The following is a 22,472-nucleotide window of genomic DNA, read 5'->3' on the forward strand; positions in this document are numbered from 1 at the left end:
ACCAGCAAAATTTAATCCGTTTTTATTATTAACGGTAACTCTTCCGAATTATTTTTGGCAGTTACCTGCTCTATTTCTCCCTGTTTATTGATTTTACACGTTACGATCACCGTTATTTTTTGTTTACTTAATGTTAGTTTTTCAAAAGTATTATAGATATTTTCCTCATCAAAGACCACATACTCACGCTTCATTTTACCATCTTCTCCTCTACATTTAAGAAACAAAGAGGCAGGTACAGCTTGCGCAGGAAAGTTTTTTTGAGACAATGTACTATCGATTAGTGTAAACTTTTCACCGTTAAAAAATTCAACTTCTAATTCTGGATTATCCAAAACACCTTGCTTGACAAATTGAAGAGTCCACCCGTAAGGTTGTCGATATTTTTTACGCCATTTATCATATGGGATCAGATCATCCGTAGTATGAACTTGCTCGACCCAATCTTTGCCCTTTCTCAGTCTGGTCAATTCTTCCCGAACCTCTTGACGCCTGGCAGGCTCTATCGCTATAGTATCTAATTTTTGCGCCTGATAAAAACTCACTTCGGTTGCATTACCCCAATTGCTTCCCACCCAAAGTGCCACATCGCCACCAGGTGCTAGTCCAACAATGATTTCATCATAGGTGCGGTGGAATACACCATTGTGGTTTTTTGCTTCAAATCCTTTTTTAAACAATTGGGTTATTTTTTCTTTATCTAAGGATACCTGAAGCTTATAATAACAATCCTCAACAACCGAATACCAAGTCAGCCTTAAACTGTCTGGCATCACCATACTACCCTGATCTTGACTGATAAAAGTAGTCATTCCTAAACCCCACCTTGAATCATAAAATTTGTCATCGATATCCGGAAAAGCATTATTTCTGCTCCACGATGAAATAAAAAAACGTCCCTCCAGTACCCGTACCGGGTACCCCTCAGGATTGGAGATAGCAGGTTCCCAATAGTATTTTTCCGAATTACGCCACTCTCGTTCCACACTCATCTCTGACCGAGAAAAGGTCGTTGTCTGCAAGATCAATACGATATTGAAGATCACAGCAATCAAGCAGTATATACCGATTATCCAATTTTGTTTTAATGTCAGTTCTGTGCCTTTTTTACCTCGACCACAAATGATCAGCAGTACAATAAAATGGAGTATAAACTGTGAGAAGAGTATCAGAATACCGAAAAGATTTGCAAAACTAGCCCAGAGACCCTGCGTTTCAAATGCAACACCATCGCCTAGACACAGATAAAATAAAAATCCAAAACCAGTGATGGCGCCGGCAATTAGAAAAATTTTACGGAGGTGTGTTCTATTCATATGCCAGTGTTTATCATGATGAGCGGTTTGTGGAAAGATGAAGTGCTATTAAATAAATGTCGTACAGGCTAGAAGCAAGATAACCAAATATACATAACTCATCCTGATTTTAAAACATTAAAAAACGGTACCCCAATCTGTTCAGACTGCAGGTATACCGTTTATGTTCAACCTACATACCAATCGTTAGAGTTATAGCTCATGGCAGGCATGTGCCGCGCGGTTTATTTATGCAACCACACCACTTTTTGTTCACTCAGATGTTGTTGTCCCAAGATATCCCTATACAATTCAGGCTTTCTCGCTCTGATATACCGATATCCGCCCGCTTTCATCAACTTCTCAGCAGTCAATTCTGCCACACAAATTTCATTGCCCAAAGAACGACATTCAGCCATCACATCACCATAGGGATCAATAATCATCGCACATCCATTCTTCAACTGGTCATCATCCATGCCGATAGGGTTTGCAAATACAGCATATATAGCATTATCATAAGCACGTGCAGGAAGCCATTTCATCAACCAGCTACGACCTTTCAATCCGTCAAACTCAGATCGAAGCAACGCGCTATTTTCTTGCTTATTTTTCCACAATTCCGCATCTACAAATCCAGCACCAGGCCGTGTTGAAGGGGTACACATCGTCACATGAGGCATAAATATCACCTGCGCCCCGAGCAAAGTGGTCGCCCTCACATTTTCAATGATATTATTATCATAACAGATCAAGATTCCACACTTCCAACCCTGTATCTCAAAAACAGTATAAGCTGTTCCTGCAGAAAGATGTGGATTGATAAACGGATGTAGTTTCCGATGTTTAGCAATAAGCCCCGTTTCATCCACACAGATATACGCTTTAAAAAGAGCTCCTAAAGCGTCTTTTTCAAATAGTCCGGCCAAGATTGTTATCTGATATTCCTTAGCGATCGCTATTAATGCTTTGACAGACGGACCATCAGGGATCAGTTCCGCCAAATCCAGCATCTCCTCTCGGGACAAGTTCCGAGCAAAGGTATAACCGGTGATCGAACATTCGTGAAAGGCAACTACATCTGCTCCCTGCCCCACTGCTTGGGCGGTAAGCTCTCTGATCAAACCAAGATTATAGGTTTTATCGCCACTTCGATTTTCAAACTGTACACTTGCAATTTTTAAGTTTTCCATTGAGTTCTAATTTTATAAACCATTAATGACTCAAAATTAGATAGACTCCCTAAAAATAAATTGGAAAAAACCGACAATCCCGTTTTAGGATACCTGCATCAGGTTGATCGCCAGCAGATGAGTATTATTTCGATATTGCAGAGGTGTAACACCGACATGCCGTTTAAAGCAATTATTCAGATGTGCCTGATCATAATAGCCACAGGCATATATAACCTGAGAAAGTTTGACATCCAATGGAAATTTTTGCATTGATTTGAGAAAATGCTGGAACTTGATCACATCCATGAACTTTTTAGGGCCGATTCCGATCTGTTCTTTAAATTTACGTTCCAATTGCCGTTCCGTCACCGGCAGTTCTTTGGTGATATCTGAAACAGCAATCATCCCATTCGCATGATAAATCAAATCTATAGCGCGATCTATAAGCCTGTCGGCCTGTTGAAACCGATTTACTCTGGAGATTAACATCTGCTCGATTGCTGTTATCGCTTGGGCAAGATTTGGAGCACTCAAAACCTCATCCTCGATCTCTTTCCCCTTCTGACCGAAGATCATATTCAAGGGTATGATCGTATTGTTCAATTCAGCGGCAGATAAATTCAGTAGAGCATATAGTGCATGAGGTTGGAGTACCACGATCAACATATCCAGTTTTCCGGCCGAACGGATATCATTAAATTGTGTCAACTGCCCATAAACAAAACTATGAGGTTGTACATACCTAGATTGACGATCAGACTGTTGTAAAAATGGATCTTTAAAATGAAACACCAACCCTGGGTTACCATCAGAAAATAAACGATAATTCGCATACACCTCATGTTCATTCCTGATGATCAGGTAGTGTTTTAAGATGGTAGAAAGCCTCAATGACGGATAAAGCTGCATAATCTCACGGGGATAATTTGATAAAGATACGAAAGATAATAGGACAAGTGATATGCTCAACCTATTTATTCAGAAGCGATAAACGTTTTAGGGTCAAATCCTTCCAGATAATCTATTTTCCACAGCCCATGATCCAGTATAGCCTTGGCTTTATAATCAAAGTCACCACCCCATGACCAGCTGAACGCAGCATTTTCGTTGATCATTTTAACATCCTTTAAGGTGATATTTTCCCAAAATTTTTCTGGATTATCTTGACAATTACACCAGGGATTGGCCCCATTGCCAAAGGGCGGAAGTTCACCCACATTCCACACACTGGATTTATCGTTCAATTTCTTATCTATGGTTCGGGCTATCTGATCGTAATTTTCGACAAAATGATCTGTAAAAAGATTGGTTTCCCGCAATTCTGCCACTCGTTGCTCATGCCTCGCGAGATCAAGTCCTGCATATATACTATCCGTCTCTTTCAGCAGAAGCGGTTCAAAGTCTATATGAGTACTCTTGGTATCATTCCATTTGTACAGTTCTATTGTCCTATTTCTCAAGTCTTCCAGCAAGGCAGTCACATTCCCTTGCTGCACCTCCTCTATTCCTTTCGATGTAGTCTCATTTCCATTTTGATTACAAGCAGATAAGAGGACTAGAGAAGACAGTAAGGATGTTAATTTTAAATATTTCATGTGATAATGGTATGGGTTTAGGCTGCACAACACTTAACATCAAAGTCCAAAAGCTAGAGCTGAACTATGGCTAGCGAATAAGCGCGTTTAAAATTAGCATAATTCGCGATCAGTTTAGAATATTTAACATTGGTCCCCACCTAATTTAACAGTTGCCCTGTCCCATATCAAAAAATTAAGAGGACTTATCCTTCCATATTCTATTGCCTATTTAACAATTGGTTGATGTCTAACACTGAAAAAATATCATATGATCAAGTATGTAATGATTCTTATATTTTTATTTCCTGAGGCTCAGTACCCGGCTTTGCATAAGACAAGCGCCCCACAAATTGCGGAATAAAATAACGGTCCAACCCAGATACAGCCATGGACCCAGCTTGGCTATGATCCACAGTACCATTTTCTTCAATAATCAAATCATCAATTAACAACTGCACTATTTCGCCAATGACGATTTTCGTACCATTGATTGCGACATCTATGATTTCTCTTAACTCCAACCCTATTCTCACGGTAGATTCTTGGACAAATGGAGCTTTAAACCCTTCTTTGTACCATTCATGAAAGCCGCACATATCAAATTCAGATATCCCCGAAGCATAACTGGCACTGGTCTGATGTGCTTGTTTATACCAATTTGGCAACACATTATTCAACGTATATTGCCCAGTAACCCGTATATTGTTAAGCGTATCGTTGTGCTCTCGCTGTGGTCTCATGACCAATCCCAGCAAGGGGGGATTAGCCCCTAAGTGAAATGCAGAACTGATGATACTTAGATTAGGTATACCCGCTGTATTGCACGTCCCCAACAGATTCAATGGTTTAAAACCAATCAAACTATTGATCAGATTAATGCGATAGAATTTCTCCATTTCATTGATCTCACTTCTATTTATTGCTTTCATTACATTTTTTTAAACGATCTTCCGAATATAATCATAACATATTGTAATTTATTGCTTAAATGGAAACAAGAACCTTAAATACGACCACATATATATGCTAAATCCCTAAAACGATAAAAAACAGTTAACCTGCTATGCCTACAAAAAAAACAAATCAAAAATAAAATTTTAGTATTACTTTGTACGACTTTTAATCTTTAAAATTTTACCAGAACTTCCAAACCTTTTAAAATTATCACCTTGAAATACATAAAAAAAACATAGCACAGCATTAAACTATATTTCTAAATTTAATATATTAGTACAATCCGAAATAAATTTTATTGAAAATTGCTGCGATCAATCATGTTCGTTTTTAGTAATGAATAATAGCATAATTATTTTTACAATACCCCAGTGTAACAGTTCAATTCATAAATTTTGATTTATAAAAAATTAGCAAATTTCAGCATAAATAACTAATTTTAAACCAAATACACCCAAACTCAAAAGTAAACTAACTCAAGAAATATGATCAACCAGTTCGCAGCCGTTCTCATTCTGGGATTCAGTATCAGCCTCGCTCACGCTCAGATAACCAGTATTTCGGTCAATAAAGCAAATTTTGAACAGTCTGGTTTTCCCTACAAAGGAAAAAGAGTACTACAGGTGGAGCACATCACCACCCCTCAAGAAGATAATTATATCGTGTTCTCCAAAGAAGAGCGCCATGCAGATCCCGATCACCTTTATATCCAACAGTTTCAAAAAATAGCTGATAAATGGACCGTTGTTGCCGAAGATGATGTCTCCGAAAAAGGGATTGTCACTTCCGTATGGGATGCACGAAAATCTTTTTTCGATGCTGATAAAGATGGTAAGCTTGACGCTATTTTTGTATATTCCAGACATCCAAAAGAGGATATGCAAAAACAGCTGAGTTGTATCGCCTTAATCCTCTACAACAAAAAATTTTACAGACTTCAGGCAGACCATGATGATGGTTATCAAAAGACGACCTATTCGGACAATTATGGTCAGCTACCCGAAGTTATCAAAATACAAATTGCCAATTTCTGGCAGAAATTGGATAAAGATTAAAAGGATAGCGCTTCGTCAGATGAGGACGAAGCGCTATAAGGATCACTCAAGAACAGTAAATTAAAGCGAAGCTAAAACCATCTTTTCCTCGTCGTCTCCGATCTTACTGATGGTATAGCGTTTGATATCCACCTGCTTCATCTCATCCAACGCTTGGATCACATCTACAGCACGAGCTTCCTTACTCGGCTTGATCAAGACAATCATATCCTTACCGTCAGCCTTTGGAGGGATCTCTGCTTTTAGACGATCCAAGACTTTTCTTATCCCCGTCTTACTGAGATCAGTAAACTCCGGTTTTGATATGGGATGATTAAAATCTCCATGATACCACATCAGCCCCTTATCGGTCAATAACAGCGATACTACACGCCTTTCGTCTAGCAGTAAAGGGTTTTCAACATGATTGTCCGGCATAACGACATCTAATCGATGAGGTTTATTCAAGGTGGTGGTCAACATAAAAAAAGTGATCAATAGAAAAGCAAGATCCACCATTGCAGTAAGATCGACCTTCGGAGCCAATTTTTTACTTCTTATTTTCTTTTTCCCTGGTTGCGGTTGTTTTTGATTTAGCTCTGCCATGACGTTCTAGATTAAAAGGATACAAATCGGTTTATATTCCTTTATAGGATGCCGCCATGACTCTTATTCCATATTATTTTTCAATAAAAATATAAAGCTTTATAACAACAGCTTGATTTAAAATCAATAAGTATACCCTAAGGTAATTTCACCTTAAACGCACGATAAGGCAATACTGTTCTATTTTTCCCATTGCTCCAATTGGGATCCTGCGGCAGTTGGGCACATGAAAAATAAAGAAAACCATCTGTACCAATTCCAAATGAATCTGGCCAAAGCAGCCTCGAATCTTGCACTAAAGTATGCAATTCCCCCGCTGGACTTAAATACTTGATCGAATAATCCAGTGAAGTTGTTAAATAAATATTTCCTTTTTTATCAGCGATCAATCCATGTGTAACCCCGACATCTCCCATGTCTTCTACCTTCTTCTCCAATTCTTTTTCTGGAAGGTTTTCATCGATCAAATATTTCGTTTCAACACGATACAAATGTGTTTTATTAATCGGTTTAAAATAAAAATATTTAAAATCGTGCGTCAGAGCAATTCCATTTACGTTAGACATAAAAGGTTTACCCGCTTTGTCGCGCATTTCCACTCCATCATAAGCAAGTACCAAGGACGGATCAGCTAAAGTAAATGTTGTTTTTTCTAGCACTGTACGAGTTTTCCCTGTTGCGAGATCCAGTACGACAATAGCCGCTTGACCTGGATCTGAAAGGTAAGCTTTATTCTTCTCGACATCCACACGAACATCGTTTAAGCCAGATTTAGATTTATCCAAATCATCAAATGTATAGATCTGTTCGACTTGATTTGTATTGGTGCTAATTTTTAATAATTTGAATTTCCCTTGTTTTTCTTCATCTTGATTTCCAAAAATCGAACCCGACGCTGCGGGTTTAGAATCCAATACCCAGAGAAAATCATGTGCATCGACATATATATCCTGTACGCTGACAAAATGCTCAACTTCATTGCCCGATTTATTCCATTCTTCATTCGGGTAAGGTAGCCGTTGACCGTTTAAAATTTCTGTTAAACCATATTGGTAATCAGCATTTTGTTTTGGAAAAGCCACAAACAATCGATTCGCAGCATTGACACTCACCCCAATAGCACGATATTTTCCAAAAGAAGCGGCCTCTTGCAACGCCTCACTGTGATATTCTTGAGCAAAATTTTGATCCATATTTCCTAATAAAGCCAGTATGAATACAATGTTATTGATCCATTTCATTTTCTAGTCCATTTTAATTTCAGCAATTTCTTATCAAAAAGATATCATCATCAAAAAATATAAAGCAGGCTAAATAGATGATGTTCTTGTCCGCTGGTGAGCAAGAACACAACACGTTAAAATGCAAAAAAAGCATCTCACGTTAATCCTACATACTCTCTTTACAGCCAACCCGAAAGAATTTAAAGACTCTTTAATTTTTTCATAAAATCCGAAATTGCTGGACGCAAATCCTCAAATAAAGGATTGTCTTTATTTTTTAACATGACTTCCGTAAACAATTTCAATCCCAAAGCAAATTCGGTAGCTGTTTCCTTATTTTCAAAAATTTGTTTCGAACGGATCACCTCCAAAATATGGAACAAATCATCATGGTTATCAAAATTTAATCGCAAAGATTTTGTTCCCTCATCTCCATTCTTTAGAGTCATCTCTTTTAATTCTAATTGATAAGCATTATTTCTTTTTTCCATATCGCTTTAAAAATTATTAACAAATTCATTTATGGTTTCGATTTCTTCTTGGGTTAAATGGATATCGATTGCCTTGGCATTTTGAACCGCTTGCTGTGCATTTCTTGCCCCTGCCAACGCGATGGTGATCCCTGCCCTTTCGATAGTCCAGCGTAGCACTAACTGCCCCAAGGTAGCTTGATGCTGATCTGCAATCGGTTTTATTTTCTCCAATAAATTATTCGTTTTAGCAATAAAATCAGGTTGGAAATGCGGTAATTTTGAACGGTGATCACCAGGTTGAAATTGATAATTAGCGGTTATTTTACCCGTCAATAAGCCTCTTTCCAATGGGCTATACGCTAGGATCGATTTGTTGTTCACTACACAATACGAAACTGTTTCCTGCTCGATGCCCCGATTGACCATACTGAATGGAACTTGGTTAGAAACCAGTTTTAGTGTTTTCTCAGCTTCCTCCATTTCAGCAGCACTATAGTTACAAACGCCAGCATGACGTACCTTACCTTGTTCGATCAAACGGGTAACTGCTTCAAAGGTTTCGTCTATCGGCGTCGTGGGATCGGGCCAGTGAATCTGGTACAAATCAATATAATCTGTCCCCAAACGGCGCAAACTCTGCTCACATTCGTAAATAATACTATCTCTGCCCGCAAATTTATAGATATCGATATCCACACCCTCATTATTTTTGCTGTGCATCGCTAAATTTCCTTTCGCCAAATCCCAACGCATACCAAATTTGGTTAAAATCTGAACCCGATCCCGACCAATTTCTCTGACTGCCTCACCAACGATTTCTTCACTCGTGCCCTGTCCATAGATCGGTGCCGTATCAATAGCCGTTACACCTACGTCATAAGAAGCTCTAATGGCCTCTATAGCATCGTTTCTATCCGTACTTCCCCACATCCAGCCCCCAGCAGCCCAAGCGCCAAAAGTAATTGCTGAAATCTCTAACTCACTATCACCTAATTTTCTATATTCCATTTTTACTTATTTTTTATGTATCAAAAATTTAATTCTTTTCCAAGATCTCTATCTACTGAAATTTTTCGACTTTCTATGATCCTATATTCATAAAACAGTTAAGTTGAGATGTTGTTTCATCCATCGATCAATATTATGTTACTCCTGAATTTTATAAATACATCCTAATAAGTACCATACATGAGCGACATCATTATCTACCTAATTACAGCCTAGTTATTTTTCCTATAACTTCATTATATCATTTATGGATACACCAAAAATTAACACCATGTACAAAATAAATTGAAACTAATATGGTGTCCACATTGTTTAGCTTATAATAGTAGATTCAAAGAAAATACGATATTGATGTAGGTCAAGAATTATTACAATCGGATCTCTTAATTTTGTAGTAGATTAGTAAAGAAGAAAATAAAAAATTTATAAACAAATTTAAACATTAAAGTTATGGCAAATTGGAGTTTAGACAAAGCACACAGTGAAATTGAGTTTAAAGTAAAACACATGATGATTACTAACGTAAAAGGTCAATTTCAAGATTTCGACATTACGGTAGACAGTGATTCCAACCATTTAGAAAATGCCAAAATTGACCTGACGATCAAAACAGCGTCTATAAATACTAAAAATGAGCAACGCGATGAGCACTTAAGAGGTTCAGACTTTTTTGATGCATCAGCTCATCCAGAGATTACCTTTCATGCTACAAGCAGCACAAAAGATGGTGACGATATCAAACTAACAGGCGATCTAACGATCAAAGGAGTAACCAAATCGGTTACGTTCGACGTAGAATTTGGAGGAGTAGCCAAAGATCCTTGGGGTAATGAAAAAATCGGCTATACCGCTACCGGTAAAATCAACCGTCAAGATTTCGGATTAACTTGGAATGCAGCCTTAGAAACGGGAGGATTGATGGTCAGCGACGAAGTAAAATTCCAAGCAGATTTCCAATTCACTGTTACGAAATAACATCCCATCCTGATATAAAAAAGTCATGCTCCCATTCGGAGCATGACTTTTTTTATGATTATTAAAATAGTAAGTAGCTACTTGATTAAGCAGGTACTTTACGTACTTTTTCCCTATCCCATACCCGATGGCCTTTCATCGCTGTGATAAAGTCTGTTGTCAGGTTATTTTTAGATTCGACCACAACGCCAGCATCTTTTTCTTGCTTTGCGATATACGAATCAGCAATCAGTTTTTCCGCCCCTTTTGCAAATGCCAAAGCCTTACAATGTCTAAATCCTTCATTGATAAAATGGATATAATCGGGCTCCTCTTCCAATGTCGCAACCGAATCCCCATCTGGCGTATAGAATGCATCATAGCAAACAGAAGCTTCCGTCAGATAAGTATGTTGGATTTCCGCTTCGCCGCCCTCCTTAAACTTCACTGTACCAGTATGTGTGGAGATCAATACCGCCTCGGCTCCTTCCGCTTCCAGTGCTTTTTTCATCACATCGACCGATGCCTTGCTAACCCCATCAGCAACTAGAAAAGCCACTTTCCGTGTCTCGATAGTTCCCTCACCTGGAGCCGTAGCCATACTCAAGGCAGATGATTTCTCCACTTCTGGTTTAGGCGCATGTATCGGATATTCAGGATGGTTTTGACGCGCAAACTGTAAGGTCAGTTCATCCAATTGTTCTGGTGGAGTCAGCCCAAGATTGGCACCAACCCTTTTCGCAAGCTCTTGATCAATCTGATTTAAGATCGCCAGTTCGCGTTTACGGATATCAACCGAATTTACTTTAGAAAGCTCAAAACTGTATCCACTGATGATATGTTCCTTTTCTGGTGTTGACTGCGAATTAAAAAACAATCGGGCTTGTGTGAAGTGATCCGCAAAAGATGAAGACCTGCGTCTTACCTTATGACCGTCGACTTTCTCCTCATGACTTTTAAAGCCTGTCTCCCCTCTCAACATCGCCTGGTACGGACAGCCACCCCCTAAGCTATTAGGGAAATAGCTGACATTTCCTTTAAGGATGTCCTGTCTTCCAAAACCATCTTTTTGATTGTTATGTTTCCCATTGACTGGTCTATTGATCGGAAGCTCATGAAAATTAGGCCCTCCCAAACGGTAATTTTGTGTATCTGCATAAGAGAATATACGGCCTTGTAATAGTGGATCGTTGGTCAGGTCGATACCTGGTACCAAACGTCCTGGATCAAACGCCACCTGCTCGGTTTCAGCAAAGAAATTTTCCGGATTGCGATTCAGCGTCATCGTACCGATGATCGTCACGGGGATTAATTCCTCCGGGATGATCTTCGTCGCGTCCAGTAAGTCAAATGAATATTTTTGCTCATCCTCCTCCGGCACCAGCTGTACCCCTAGATCCCATTGAGGGAAATTACCTTTTTCAATATTCTCCCAAAGATCACGTCTTAGGAAATCCGAGTCAAAACCCGATATTTTTTGCGCCTCATTCCAAGCGACAGAGTGAACACCCAATTTTGGTTTCCAATGGAACTTCACAAAAGTACCTTTACCCTCTGCATTCACAAATTTGAAAGTATGGACACCAAATCCTTCCATCATTCTAAATGAGCGAGGAATAGCACGATCCGACATTGCCCACATGAGCATATGTGCCGATTCAGGCATTAAGGATATAAAATCCCAGAACGTATCATGGGCCGATGCTGCCTGCGGCATTTCATTGTTCGGTTCAGGTTTGACCGCATGTATGAGGTCCGGAAAATTCATTGAATCTTGGATAAAAAACACCGGAATATTGTTTCCGACTAAGTCATAATTACCCTCTTCGGTATAAAATTTTACTGAAAACCCCCTTACATCGCGCGCCAGATCGGTTGATCCTTTAAAACCCGCAACAGTTGAAAAGCGAATAAATAAGGGTGTAACTGTCCCTTTTTTTAAAAAGGCAGCGCTGGTGTATTGGGAAATATCAGCCGTTGCTTCAAAAATACCATGAGCACCAGAGCCCCTTGCGTGTACCACACGCTCCGGAATGCGTTCGCGATCAAAGTGAGCTAGCTTATCTTGAAATATAAAATCTTCTATGAGTGCAGGCCCCCGTTCTCCTGCTTTGAGCATATTGTTGTTATCATTGATTGGAACGCCGTCATTAGTCGTCAATACCCGATTGGCATTGTCAATCGTATGCTCTTGGATCTGTTGCACTTTTTTGTTTTCTTGTTGCTTAGCCATGTGTATAGTAGTTATTGATGAAAATTAGCAGGTGTCAGCAGGTAACACACTGTTAACACTAGGATATAAACAACTCAAAAGTAAAATTGTTTCCCTGTTGAGACGTTCAAATACATTTAAAAATTAAAGCAAGCCAACTCATTTTTTGCTGTTTGTGGGTTTTAAGATGACTTGGTTTTCGTACAGCAGAAATCCAATTGATATGTCTTTATTTCAGCTACATGCTCTAGCATAAAAATGTAGCCCTAGTCATCATAAACTGAATCATTTTTGTCACTTAAATTGTCTATGGATTAACAATAAAACTGTCCATCAATTGCTAACACTTCCTTTAACATCATCTTTATCTTAGCATTAGTTCAAATCTGAAACAATATTGAAGATTAGCCATGTCCATATGAGAAGCCTATAATCTTCAAGATGTCTATGCTTTGTAACGATTTAATCAGTTGGTCTGCATTTCCACCTGTTTAATTTAACCATGCTCAGATTCCCTAGCTCTTGTTGAGCTAGGGGATTTATTGTCCATTATATATAGCAATACCATACGTTTATGTTCAAACAGCTTTTTGAAAGCCTACATTTAATTGCTAAATTTATCTGTGTCAAATGATCTAAGTAAACTTGCTTCATCCATGACTTGGACGCCATTAGAATTTAATGCTTAAACAAATCCATTGCTCCTGTTGTTTATGGCTAAAGAACAGCCATAAAATAAGATTATACATTAACATTATCAATCATGAAAAAATTAACACTACTTGTATTCTTACTATCCATGACTACCCTTGTTTTTGGACAGGAATTTACTGAAAACACAAAAATTGTGACGACATCAGGTATTGGTCTAGGATCGGTAATCGCGGTCGTTGCCTCATGGGATCGCAATAAATCCATCCTTTGGGCTATTTTACACGGAATCTTAAGTTGGTTTTATGTGATCTACTTTGCTTTTACGCGATAAGGAATGATATAGCAAGATCGCTTTAAAAAATTAGGGATGAGGAGCTTATTTCCTGTTAACGTGGGTACAGCGTAAATAGCATTCTCTGTTGTACCCATCATTAAACTTACGGAAATTTCAAATAAATACCAGAAGGGTATACTGGATGAAAATGATTAAAAATATAAAACATCGTTACCTTTGTGTGGTTTTTCAGAGGAGAATGACAAACTCATTCTCTCTGCAAATCACATCAAAAAAATAACTCATGGACTCGTTTTTTAAATTTAATCAGACCAATAGACAGTGGCATCTCCCCATAGTTGCAGGGCTCAGTGTAGGCATCCCCATGATTCTAGGTTGGTACATGGACAATATAGAAGCCGGCAAATTGGGATCGCTAGCCGGATTATCCATTCTATATATCCAATCTGACAAACTCATCGAACGTATGATACTCCTGATGACCTGTTGTTTTGGTCTCATGTTATCTTTTACCGTCGGATTATTTTTTTCCTTTAGCCCCATTATTGCCCCCATAGCATTGGGCCTTTTTTCATTCGGCGTACATTACTCCCTGCATAAGCTTCAGCTGACCCGACCTCCAGGCAATTTCTTTTTTATCATGTTGGCCTCTACCGCGATCTGCTCCCCTTTTCAACCCGAACATATAGCCGAAAAAATCGGTTATCTCGCTATGGGGACCATATTGACCTGTGGTATCGCTTTAATATATAGCCTCCTTACCCTAAAAAAGAGCCATCAGCCCGAAAGCATCATCCATCGTAAATCGAGCTATACTAATATTGTCGAATCCATCATCTTTGGACTCATTATGACCCTATCTTTAGCAGTAGCTTTATCATTGGACATTGAAAAACCCTATTGGATTCCGATTTCTTGTTTAGCCGTTATGCAGGGTAGCAGTTCAAAACACGTTTGGCTCAGAGCTGCACAGCGTATTACCGGAACTTTAATAGGACTTGGTATAACCTGGTTAATTGCATCTGGCAATCCAACTCCGCTGATCATGGTTATCAGCATAACCCTACTACAAGTGGTCGTGGAGTTTTTAGTAGTACGAAATTATGCCATAGCTGTAGTCTTCATCACCATCCTCACTATTTTTCTGTCCGAGTCCGGCAAGCAATTAACACAAGATACCAACGAAATATTTTTTGCACGCATGATCGATATTTTTATCGGAAGCATCATCGGAATGATCGGTGGTTGGATTTTATTTAATGCAAAATTACATGATCATACCACTCAACAATTAAGAAAGGCTAAAATATTAATGAAGAAAAATAACCGAAACCGTGTAGATCATCAATAACTAGGTAAACAGCACATTCTGATCATCCAGATTTTCGACCATTAGTACGCTAATTAGAACAAGCTCACGCCACTTAGGATTGGTGATCTAAATCCTATTTTCACCGTTTAAGCTGATAAACTTCCTTGCACATCGTGTCATTACCGGTATGGATGATAAATCGATGGGCTGTGGTGAGATAAAAGGATATAACGAACTTTCTTATAGATCAAGCATATACTTTGGTCCGCAGAAAAAAGCGGAAATGAAATTGCTAAGATCCTTTCTGATCCAGCTCTTTGATGTAGTTGATAATCTGTTCCTGCATATTATTTAAATCCTGTTTGATTAGGACCGACTTAGATTGTCTTAGCTCTGCTTATGAAGTTTTTAAAGATAGAAATTAATTTCGTAAATTAGCTACCTGTTTCTCACTGAAATAATATTGCAACCGAATTATTGTGTCACAATCTAATTCCCTTCTGATATTATATCAATTTAACATATAATATTTAGCAATTATTATGGAATTTTTAGATTGTCATGAAGAAAAAATAACAAGATGTGGTCTCATTCAAGATTTGGGGTTCCTATTTGTTTTTAGTAATGAAACTTGTTGTATAGCAGTTAGTGAAAATGTCATTCAGTTAACGCAGACCCCGTTCGAACAATATTTAGGATTACCAATTGACCGTATTCTTGCTGAGTTGACGGGCAGCAGTACATTGGTTTTTGAAGACATTGACGAAAGCTTTAAAAATTCTATCTTTTACCGATTTACAAAAAGAATTGTCATCCACAATGAAAATTATGACTTAAGCATTTATCGGCATAACGATCATATATATGTTGAAGTGGAGATCTATAGTGATATACAGGTCGAATCAAATAAACTGTATTATTATGCAAAATATTTAGAAGATCACAAAGCCCATATCTGGGAATCACTTGCTACGCAAATACGTCAAATCATTCATTATGACCGGGTGATGGTCTATCAATTTATGGAGGATCATAGCGGTCAGGTTATTGCTGAGTCAAAATCCGAAGATATGCATTCTTTATTGGGGTATCGCTATCCTGAATTTGATATCCCCAAACAGGCCCGTGAGCTCTATACCATTTTTTTAGCGCGCCATACCGCCGACACGGACGCAGCTACACACAAAATCATGGGCAGTAGTCAAGAAGATATTGATTTATCAAAATGCAGTATTAGAGCCCTCTCTCCCATTCATATACAATATATAAAAAATTCAAAAGCACGTGCCAGTGCAAGCTTTTCCATCATTAGAGATGGCCAGTTATGGGGACTCGTTACCTGTCAAAATAATCAACCCCAGCATGTCGATCTTTCCCAAAGGCATCTTTGTACTTTTTTGACTCAATTTGCTACCAAACATCATATTTCTGAGCTGTTAAAAAAGGAAATGGAAATTCAGAGTGCGATGAACGTGGTAGAAAAAGACTTAAAAAGCGATCTGTTAATTGATCGAAATACTTTTCATGTACTGGAAAGATTTGGAGAGAAGATCATGCCCATGCTACATGCCGATGGCATTTATATTAAATATGCAACAGGAGAAAGATCGATTGGACTTGTGCCAAATACAGAACAGCTCCAAGAAATAAATGATTTTGTCCAAGATGACGACAGCATATTTTCTACCCATAAATTTAAATACAGTTACCAAGGCGAAAATATACTCCCCGGTGTTATTACGACAGAAATATTACCAAACTCACAATGGAAAATATATATTTTCCGAAAAGAGGTCGTTATCCAAGAAGTATGGGCCGGAAAGCCCGAAAAACATCTGCAGTATGATGATTCAAAAAAAATAACATTCCCCTCACCGCGAACCTCTTTTGAAGCTTGGAAGCAGATCACTAGAACCCATGCAACACCATGGCTTCAGGTCGAAATTTCCTTTATAGAGCGTATTGTGTTCATTATCCAGCAGGCACTAGCCAAAAGAAACGCCGAAATTGACCAACTGAATAAGGATTTGGTTCGGTCCAATAATGCTCTTGACACCTTCACATACACTCTGACCCACGATATTAAAAATCCATTATCATCGATTAAACTCGGAGCGCAGATGATCCTGATGAAAAACAATATCACGACCGAACAGCTCCATAAATTGGCGAATAATATGCTGGACTCCTCATCGCTGATCTCCGATATGCTCGACAAAGTGCATGAGCTGTCCAAATCAAATTCAGTAGCATTAAACTTAGAACTCTTAGATCCAACAAGTAAAATAATATTAATTGCAGAAAGTAGCAAAAATCAATACGATGTCACCCATCTCGATTTTATATTGGGAGCTATCTTGCCAATAAAGGGGGAAAGAACGTTGATTTATCAACTCTTCCTTAATATTGTGGGTAATGCAATCAAATACAGCAGCAAACAGGAAAAGCCAAAAGTTGAAGTTTACAGTACCGCGTCGGATAATAAAGTGACTTACTTCATCATCGATAACGGTATCGGAATGGATCTAAAGAATGGGAATAATATATTTGAAATATTTCAGAGACTTCCCAATTCTTCCGGATATGAAGGCTCTGGAATCGGATTGTCTATTGTCAGAAGAATCATTGATCGATTAGGGGCGGAAATTAAAGTTGAAAGTAGCTTAGGGAAAGGAACAACCATTCAGATCCAATTCGATAATTAAAAAAGTTATGTCCGTCTGACCGATCCAAACAATTACTGGATCAACTGAAGACACAACTGACTCAGCAAGTGGTATCATAGCCTAACGATGATATTCAAATAGTTGTTTTAGACCGTGTATTTTGAATTCAAAATAGTGTTTCATCTCCTGATCATAAAAATGCCCCCAAAAATTCTCTAACTTTTAGGGGCATTACAACTCGAAAGCATATTAGTCTACCAGGCGTTCAAAGATTTGATCCTTCTCATAACCAAAACTTTATCATTCCAAAATATAGCTAGCCATTTAGCATCTTTACGGCTAGTATATGTTTACACAGTCCTCGTTTTCCTTGATGATTGGTAAACCAGTCGCAAGTACACTGCTGTTTATCTCCCGCGATAATCACGGTATGTTTCACTCCCGAACCCTCGACTCTGGCTTCGATGTAGCTTGGTGTATTTTTGACAAATTGAACACCATCAGTCGTCACTAATTTCTGCGCATTCTTCAATCTTGGATTTAAGGCCAGGATACGCTCCATCTTGAAAGGCAATCGGCGGTAATAGTGCTGATGATCGTGCAGGTCATAGCCCAATAAGCCTATGGAGGAGAGCGAACCCGTCAAAGTATCCATAGACGCAAAATCCACATCGTGTTCGATGGCTAATAAAGTCGGATCAAAAAGTGCATTGGACTTGAGCAGGCTGTTCACAGCATGTACCCATTCTTGAGGTACGGCCTTGACCATATTTTCCAACACATTTCCTTCACCTGAAAAACCGCGGTAGCTATCGGGCGACAGTGCCAGCGAAAGCCTGATTTTACCAAAATCGGCTACAAAGGCACAGCTCTCACCACCACCCTCTTGATATACAATCAATTTCTCCGCATACGGCAAAATCCCTTCTAATAAGCGTAAACGCTGTACCCCGCCGATGCGAACTGATCCAGCTGTAGCGATCGGTGAAAATACAAATCTAGGTCCTCTTTGGCTCAGGTATAATTCGCCTTTCACATTTCCTTTTGGAATGCCCTGAAACAGTTGGATAATCTGTATTTTATTTAAACAGTATTTCTGTTCCATACCGGCCAAATAAAGCTGTACCGAGGTCAATCCTTTGATCCATCGTGGCGGTAAAGTCACTTTCTTTTCGACGACTTTAGTTTTATCGGTACTGATGGACACTTCTTTACTACCGACACCCAGTACCATTTTCTCCGTTTTTTTAACGGCATTTAAGGCATTGAGCATAGGCTCATTAAAGTCTACATTGGTCGTACCACTGCTGATAAATTCGCCATCGATCGCATCTTCAAGCAAGTCAACCCGTGCATACACACCATTGCAGGAAGAGAATCCTTCAAATCGGATCTGATCTGTACCTGCTGAAACAATGGGATCGCGCAGGCTTGGCGGCACCGGCCCAAAACTGGACTGCACCACTTTAGCTAATGTCAGAAGGCATTTGGAAGTTAACAGTGGATCGGTAATACTGCCCCAAAAGAAACATGGTATGGCACTGACTTCACTTAACTCAGATTGATGGGCAAGCACCAATTGCTGCATACCTGATTGCTGTACAAGTGTCGAATTATTGCTGTAGCTGAACGCTAAATCTGTAGTGGCCATATGTTAATTACTTAATTTTTTTAATATCGGTTGCAATGATTTAAAAATCATTAATTTTTCAAATACCTCTTTCATTTCAACGGAAATTTCCTGATATTCCTTATGTACCAGATCATAGTATAATTCGATCAGTTTTTTGAAGTTAGTCGGCATTTTTTCGCCTATAGCGTAATCCACGAGCATGTGATTGATCACCTGTATCAAAGCATGATTATGTTTGGAAGAGATATCACGACACTGTCCCAAAACATCCTCTAATCTTCCTAAAGGACCATAAGTATGACTCATCAGGATGCCCAGGAAATGCCCCAGATCCTGAACCGGTAATCGCTGCCTATCGATGGCCGTGATGAGCACTTCAATCGCCATGGCCCGTACTTCTTTTTCTTTGTTAAAAGTTGAAGTCGCTAAAAATAGTACCGACTGCTGGTCAAAATGAAAGAAATCATACAGCATTTCTTTCAGATAGCCGATCGGTGTCTTTCCTCCTTGATCAGCTTTAGCCGCTAACCCCAAGGTCAAAAACAAGGACAGACTTTCGGTATTCTGAGGCATCAAACTATGCATGTAAGAGATGTCATCTTGATACAGATAATAACTATGCAAACTGTCCTTGCCCCGTTGATAAATATCCTTATGGTAGATAAAGGTATGCGGTTCTTGTTTGAAGTTTGGAAAGTGAAAACTTAATTTTTCACCATCATACACCATTTCTGATTTTCTCGTCTGATAATTATACCCCTGATAATATGACGGAGTAAACATAAGCTCTGGTCGGAAAGGCGCTACGGCAAAGGGTATCTCTTTCAAGTTTTCATGTTCAAATTCACTAAAAACAGCCTCCGGATAATGCGTCCGGGCCACGGTAGCCCAAACACCCAGCCAGCCAACATGCGCGCTATCTGATGCAGATAAAAGCTTTTTGACCCAAGATTTTTTTTCAATTTTCAATTCGTCATCCAATCCTAACGCATAAGTCAGAACAGATCTGACCTGAATGTCGTTTATCTGATCGATCAGCGCTACAATACCATCCAGATCTTCCCGAACAGTCCGGCTCAAAGCAATCGACAGATCTAATAAATCTAAGGCTACGCCTTTATCCTGATAATCCAAAATACGTTGTACGACTATTTGAGGAGCAATCCAGAAAGGTTCATGCGTAGGTAAACTCAATAAAGGCAATTGAATTTCTTTCGCGATATGGCGCTGCAGCTGTGTTAACTGCTCTCCGATCATACTCGCCCATTTGGAATAGTTGGAGTATCGATCTGTATTTTGATAAATCTTATTCGGCTGGAAATACATATTTAAAAATACCCCCGAAAAATGCTGAAACCATTGCGATTCTCGGTAAACTTTCTTAAGCTGATTGATATAGGGTTCCAGCTGCTCCTTATAATCCGCCGGAAAATTCGCTCTTTGCAAGACCCAGGCATTCATCAATATTTCCATCTGAACGGCATCTGTACTACCGATGACCTCTCCGATCTTAAACAGGATATCATTCCAACTCGTGGGATAAATAAAAGGTTGTTGGAGTTTTTTTTCGACTATTGGATCAAAAACATAGTCTTCTCCAGCACTACCCCTTAGTTCACTTAAGATTTCCTCTTCCGTATAGGTAGATGCAGCTGTAAAGATTTTCAGATCCGCAGGTATGCTACCCAACATCTGTGCACTATAGAGCGATAGTTTTTCGGTAAGTGCTTCTACGGGGTGTTTCTGGTGTTTTAAAATAAATTTAGCAGCTCTATCCTGCAATTGAAGATCCTGGACCATAAAAACGTCGGCCGCTTGCAGGATAAACTGTTCTTTTACTTTAGGACGAATTTTAACTAATTTATCAAATTGTATCAGCAGTGTTTTCAGTGCCGCTTTGATATCATTACGCATAAAAATACCCTCAGACCAGGTCAGAAATTCTTCCAATCTAAAGTCAGCATGTGCAAAATAAGGTTTTAAAGTATCGACGACGAAATTGATCACCGCACTATTTTCAGCATGCAGCAACGGAAAAAATAACTCCTGATGCTCCAGCAGCATTTTCTCGTCCACGCCTATCCGATCGATCAATTTTCTAAAATAACTCTTCAGGTTAGTGTTCCAATTTTTGGTTTGCACCTCTAGAGCGCTTGTTAAAATAAATGCTTTAGCTATTTTATTGTCGGCCAGCAATTGATCAAATATTTTATCCCATGTCAGGTCATTGACTTTATTTTCATACTTATAATTCCAGTATACGGTATGGATCTGTGTTTCATACTCAAATACAAGTGGAATATCGCGCTGTATGGTCAATTCATCTGTTGTAAATAAGTCCAGTAAAGCTGGTGATGGATGGTGTGACTTGGACAAGGAATTGGCGTAAAGCTCTGGTTCAAATTCCAGAAAACCCTTACTTTCCGCATACCGCAAATTATCATAATTAACAGATTGCCAACTATTTTTCTGAACGTATTGCAGCAGATAAGGTGTCAGCCAATTGGGTTTGGCATATGTTAGAATCTGGGCAACTTCCGGGCTTCTTACTTGATTCATTAGTTCGATAAAAACATCCCAGCTCGGCGCATCCGAACCGTTAAAGGTCGCTAAAGCTAACAATTTCACCATTCGTTGTTGCTCTTTTGTACCGCGTATACCCCAATCATATTGTGCTTTGGACTTGTACAATGGATCTTTCGACAGATCGACATAGTCGACCCAGTAGCGTTTGGCAGCACGAATCTCTTTTTTAATAACCTCCAGGTTGCCACTCGCATATTCTTCCAGATAAGGAATAATATCAGATACACGGCCTTTACTGATGAGCGCTTTTAGACGCTTCACCGCTTCTTCTTTACGTTGCGCTGAGGCGTTAGGTTTCCGCACAGTTCCCTCTTTTGTAACTTGTTGCGCAACTTCTACTGTACCGTCCTCCGAATATCCTTTCTTCGTTTTCTCCTTAATGAGCTTTTCGGCATCCTGAATACACGTTTCTTCGTTGTCAAATGTTTTCGATTTTGACTGCCCCGCTGTACCATTTCTACCATAAGTTACTGTATGTGTTGCACCATTAGTTTGTATTTCCCAGAATTTATCAGATGTACCATCAATGAATTTTAGATGCTTAAACATAATTGCCTTTACGAATTTGTTAAACCTTTATTGTCAAAACTAAATATATAAAATTTTACCAACTTAAGCTCACCGTCACGGCAAAAGGAAAATTGTCAACTCCCCCTTTACCGATATGATAAAGCAAAAACTTACAAAAATTGAACAAAACACATTTCATCAGCTTTAGCTCGTTTTTTAATAGAAACAACGAGGTATATGAAGATCAAGTATAACTATTCATGTATTTTTTCTTCTTTCCGAAGTCTCGGTTGACAGCTGATGAA

General features: G+C 38.9%; 17 protein-coding genes. 5 read left to right on the forward strand and 12 right to left on the reverse strand.

Annotated elements, in window-relative coordinates:
- Window positions 1-11: 11 nt before the first annotated feature.
- The 5 genes from C8N37_RS16270 to C8N37_RS16290 form a co-directional block, all read right to left on the reverse strand.
- Complete coding sequence (locus C8N37_RS16270; RefSeq protein WP_108159865.1) at window positions 12-1,316, reverse strand: DUF2931 family protein; 1,305 nt, start codon at window positions 1,314-1,316, stop codon at window positions 12-14.
- A 224-nt stretch (window positions 1,317-1,540) separates the two neighbouring features.
- Window positions 1,541-2,488, reverse strand: a complete 948-nt coding sequence (locus C8N37_RS16275; RefSeq protein WP_108159866.1) for a nitrilase family protein — start codon at window positions 2,486-2,488, stop codon at window positions 1,541-1,543.
- A gap of 84 nt (window positions 2,489-2,572) precedes the next feature.
- The gene (locus C8N37_RS16280) at window positions 2,573-3,379 is read right to left on the reverse strand and encodes an AraC family transcriptional regulator (RefSeq protein ID WP_108159867.1); all 807 of its coding nucleotides are present in this window, start codon (window positions 3,377-3,379) and stop codon (window positions 2,573-2,575) included.
- Window positions 3,380-3,444: 65 nt separating this feature from the next.
- Complete coding sequence (locus tag C8N37_RS16285) at window positions 3,445-4,065, reverse strand: hypothetical protein (RefSeq protein ID WP_108159868.1); 621 nt, start codon at window positions 4,063-4,065, stop codon at window positions 3,445-3,447.
- A gap of 272 nt (window positions 4,066-4,337) precedes the next feature.
- Window positions 4,338-4,976, reverse strand: coding sequence for a flavin reductase family protein (locus C8N37_RS16290; RefSeq protein WP_108159869.1), 639 nt, complete (start codon window positions 4,974-4,976; stop codon window positions 4,338-4,340).
- A gap of 510 nt (window positions 4,977-5,486) precedes the next feature.
- On the opposite strand from C8N37_RS16290, the gene C8N37_RS16295 reads away from it, so the two are divergent.
- Window positions 5,487-6,056 (forward strand): hypothetical protein, encoded by a 570-nt coding sequence (locus C8N37_RS16295; RefSeq protein WP_108159870.1) that lies wholly within the window; start codon window positions 5,487-5,489, stop codon window positions 6,054-6,056.
- A gap of 60 nt (window positions 6,057-6,116) precedes the next feature.
- Here the strand turns inward: C8N37_RS16295 and C8N37_RS16300 are convergent, their stop codons facing one another.
- From C8N37_RS16300 to C8N37_RS16315, 4 genes are all read right to left on the reverse strand, one after another.
- Window positions 6,117-6,641 (reverse strand): ExbD/TolR family protein, encoded by a 525-nt coding sequence (locus C8N37_RS16300; protein ID WP_108159871.1) that lies wholly within the window; start codon window positions 6,639-6,641, stop codon window positions 6,117-6,119.
- Between the two features lie 137 nt (window positions 6,642-6,778).
- On the reverse strand, window positions 6,779-7,882 hold the full coding sequence (locus C8N37_RS16305; protein ID WP_108159872.1) for an L-dopachrome tautomerase-related protein: 1,104 nt from the start codon (window positions 7,880-7,882) through the stop codon (window positions 6,779-6,781).
- Window positions 7,883-8,064: 182 nt separating this feature from the next.
- Window positions 8,065-8,355 (reverse strand): DUF3861 domain-containing protein, encoded by a 291-nt coding sequence (locus tag C8N37_RS16310; protein ID WP_108159873.1) that lies wholly within the window; start codon window positions 8,353-8,355, stop codon window positions 8,065-8,067.
- A 6-nt stretch (window positions 8,356-8,361) separates the two neighbouring features.
- Complete coding sequence (locus C8N37_RS16315) at window positions 8,362-9,345, reverse strand: aldo/keto reductase (protein ID WP_108159874.1); 984 nt, start codon at window positions 9,343-9,345, stop codon at window positions 8,362-8,364.
- Window positions 9,346-9,795: 450 nt separating this feature from the next.
- Here C8N37_RS16315 and C8N37_RS16320 point away from each other — a divergent pair, with 450 nt between their 5' ends.
- Window positions 9,796-10,320: a YceI family protein gene (locus C8N37_RS16320; protein ID WP_108159875.1), complete on the forward strand. Its 525-nt coding sequence runs from the start codon at window positions 9,796-9,798 to the stop codon at window positions 10,318-10,320.
- 85 nt (window positions 10,321-10,405) lie between these two features.
- Here the strand turns inward: C8N37_RS16320 and C8N37_RS16325 are convergent, their stop codons facing one another.
- The gene (locus C8N37_RS16325) at window positions 10,406-12,532 is read right to left on the reverse strand and encodes a catalase (RefSeq protein ID WP_108159876.1); all 2,127 of its coding nucleotides are present in this window, start codon (window positions 12,530-12,532) and stop codon (window positions 10,406-10,408) included.
- Between the two features lie 742 nt (window positions 12,533-13,274).
- Here C8N37_RS16325 and C8N37_RS16330 point away from each other — a divergent pair.
- The 3 genes from C8N37_RS16330 (at window position 13,275) to C8N37_RS16340 (ending at window position 17,477) form a co-directional block, all read left to right on the forward strand.
- Window positions 13,275-13,496 (forward strand): hypothetical protein, encoded by a 222-nt coding sequence (locus C8N37_RS16330; protein ID WP_211322280.1) that lies wholly within the window; start codon window positions 13,275-13,277, stop codon window positions 13,494-13,496.
- 247 nt (window positions 13,497-13,743) lie between these two features.
- Window positions 13,744-14,811, forward strand: coding sequence for an FUSC family protein (locus C8N37_RS16335; RefSeq protein ID WP_108159877.1), 1,068 nt, complete (start codon window positions 13,744-13,746; stop codon window positions 14,809-14,811).
- Window positions 14,812-15,314: 503 nt separating this feature from the next.
- Entirely contained in the window at window positions 15,315-17,477 is a 2,163-nt protein-coding gene (locus C8N37_RS16340) for an ATP-binding protein (RefSeq protein ID WP_108159878.1), read from the forward strand.
- Window positions 17,478-17,754: 277 nt separating this feature from the next.
- Here C8N37_RS16340 and C8N37_RS16345 read toward each other — a convergent pair whose 3' ends face one another.
- Together C8N37_RS16345 and C8N37_RS16350 are read right to left on the reverse strand one after the other, a co-directional pair.
- Window positions 17,755-19,089 carry an SWIM zinc finger family protein gene (locus C8N37_RS16345; protein WP_211322281.1) on the reverse strand — a complete coding sequence of 445 codons (1,335 nt, stop codon included), beginning with the start codon at window positions 19,087-19,089 and terminating at the stop codon, window positions 17,755-17,757.
- 3 nt (window positions 19,090-19,092) lie between these two features.
- Entirely contained in the window at window positions 19,093-22,206 is a 3,114-nt protein-coding gene (locus C8N37_RS16350; RefSeq protein ID WP_108159879.1) for a DUF6493 family protein, read from the reverse strand.
- Window positions 22,207-22,472 lie beyond the last annotated feature (266 nt).

The organism is Sphingobacterium faecium, from assembly GCF_003054045.1.
GTDB lineage: Bacteria > Bacteroidota > Bacteroidia > Sphingobacteriales > Sphingobacteriaceae > Sphingobacterium > Sphingobacterium faecium.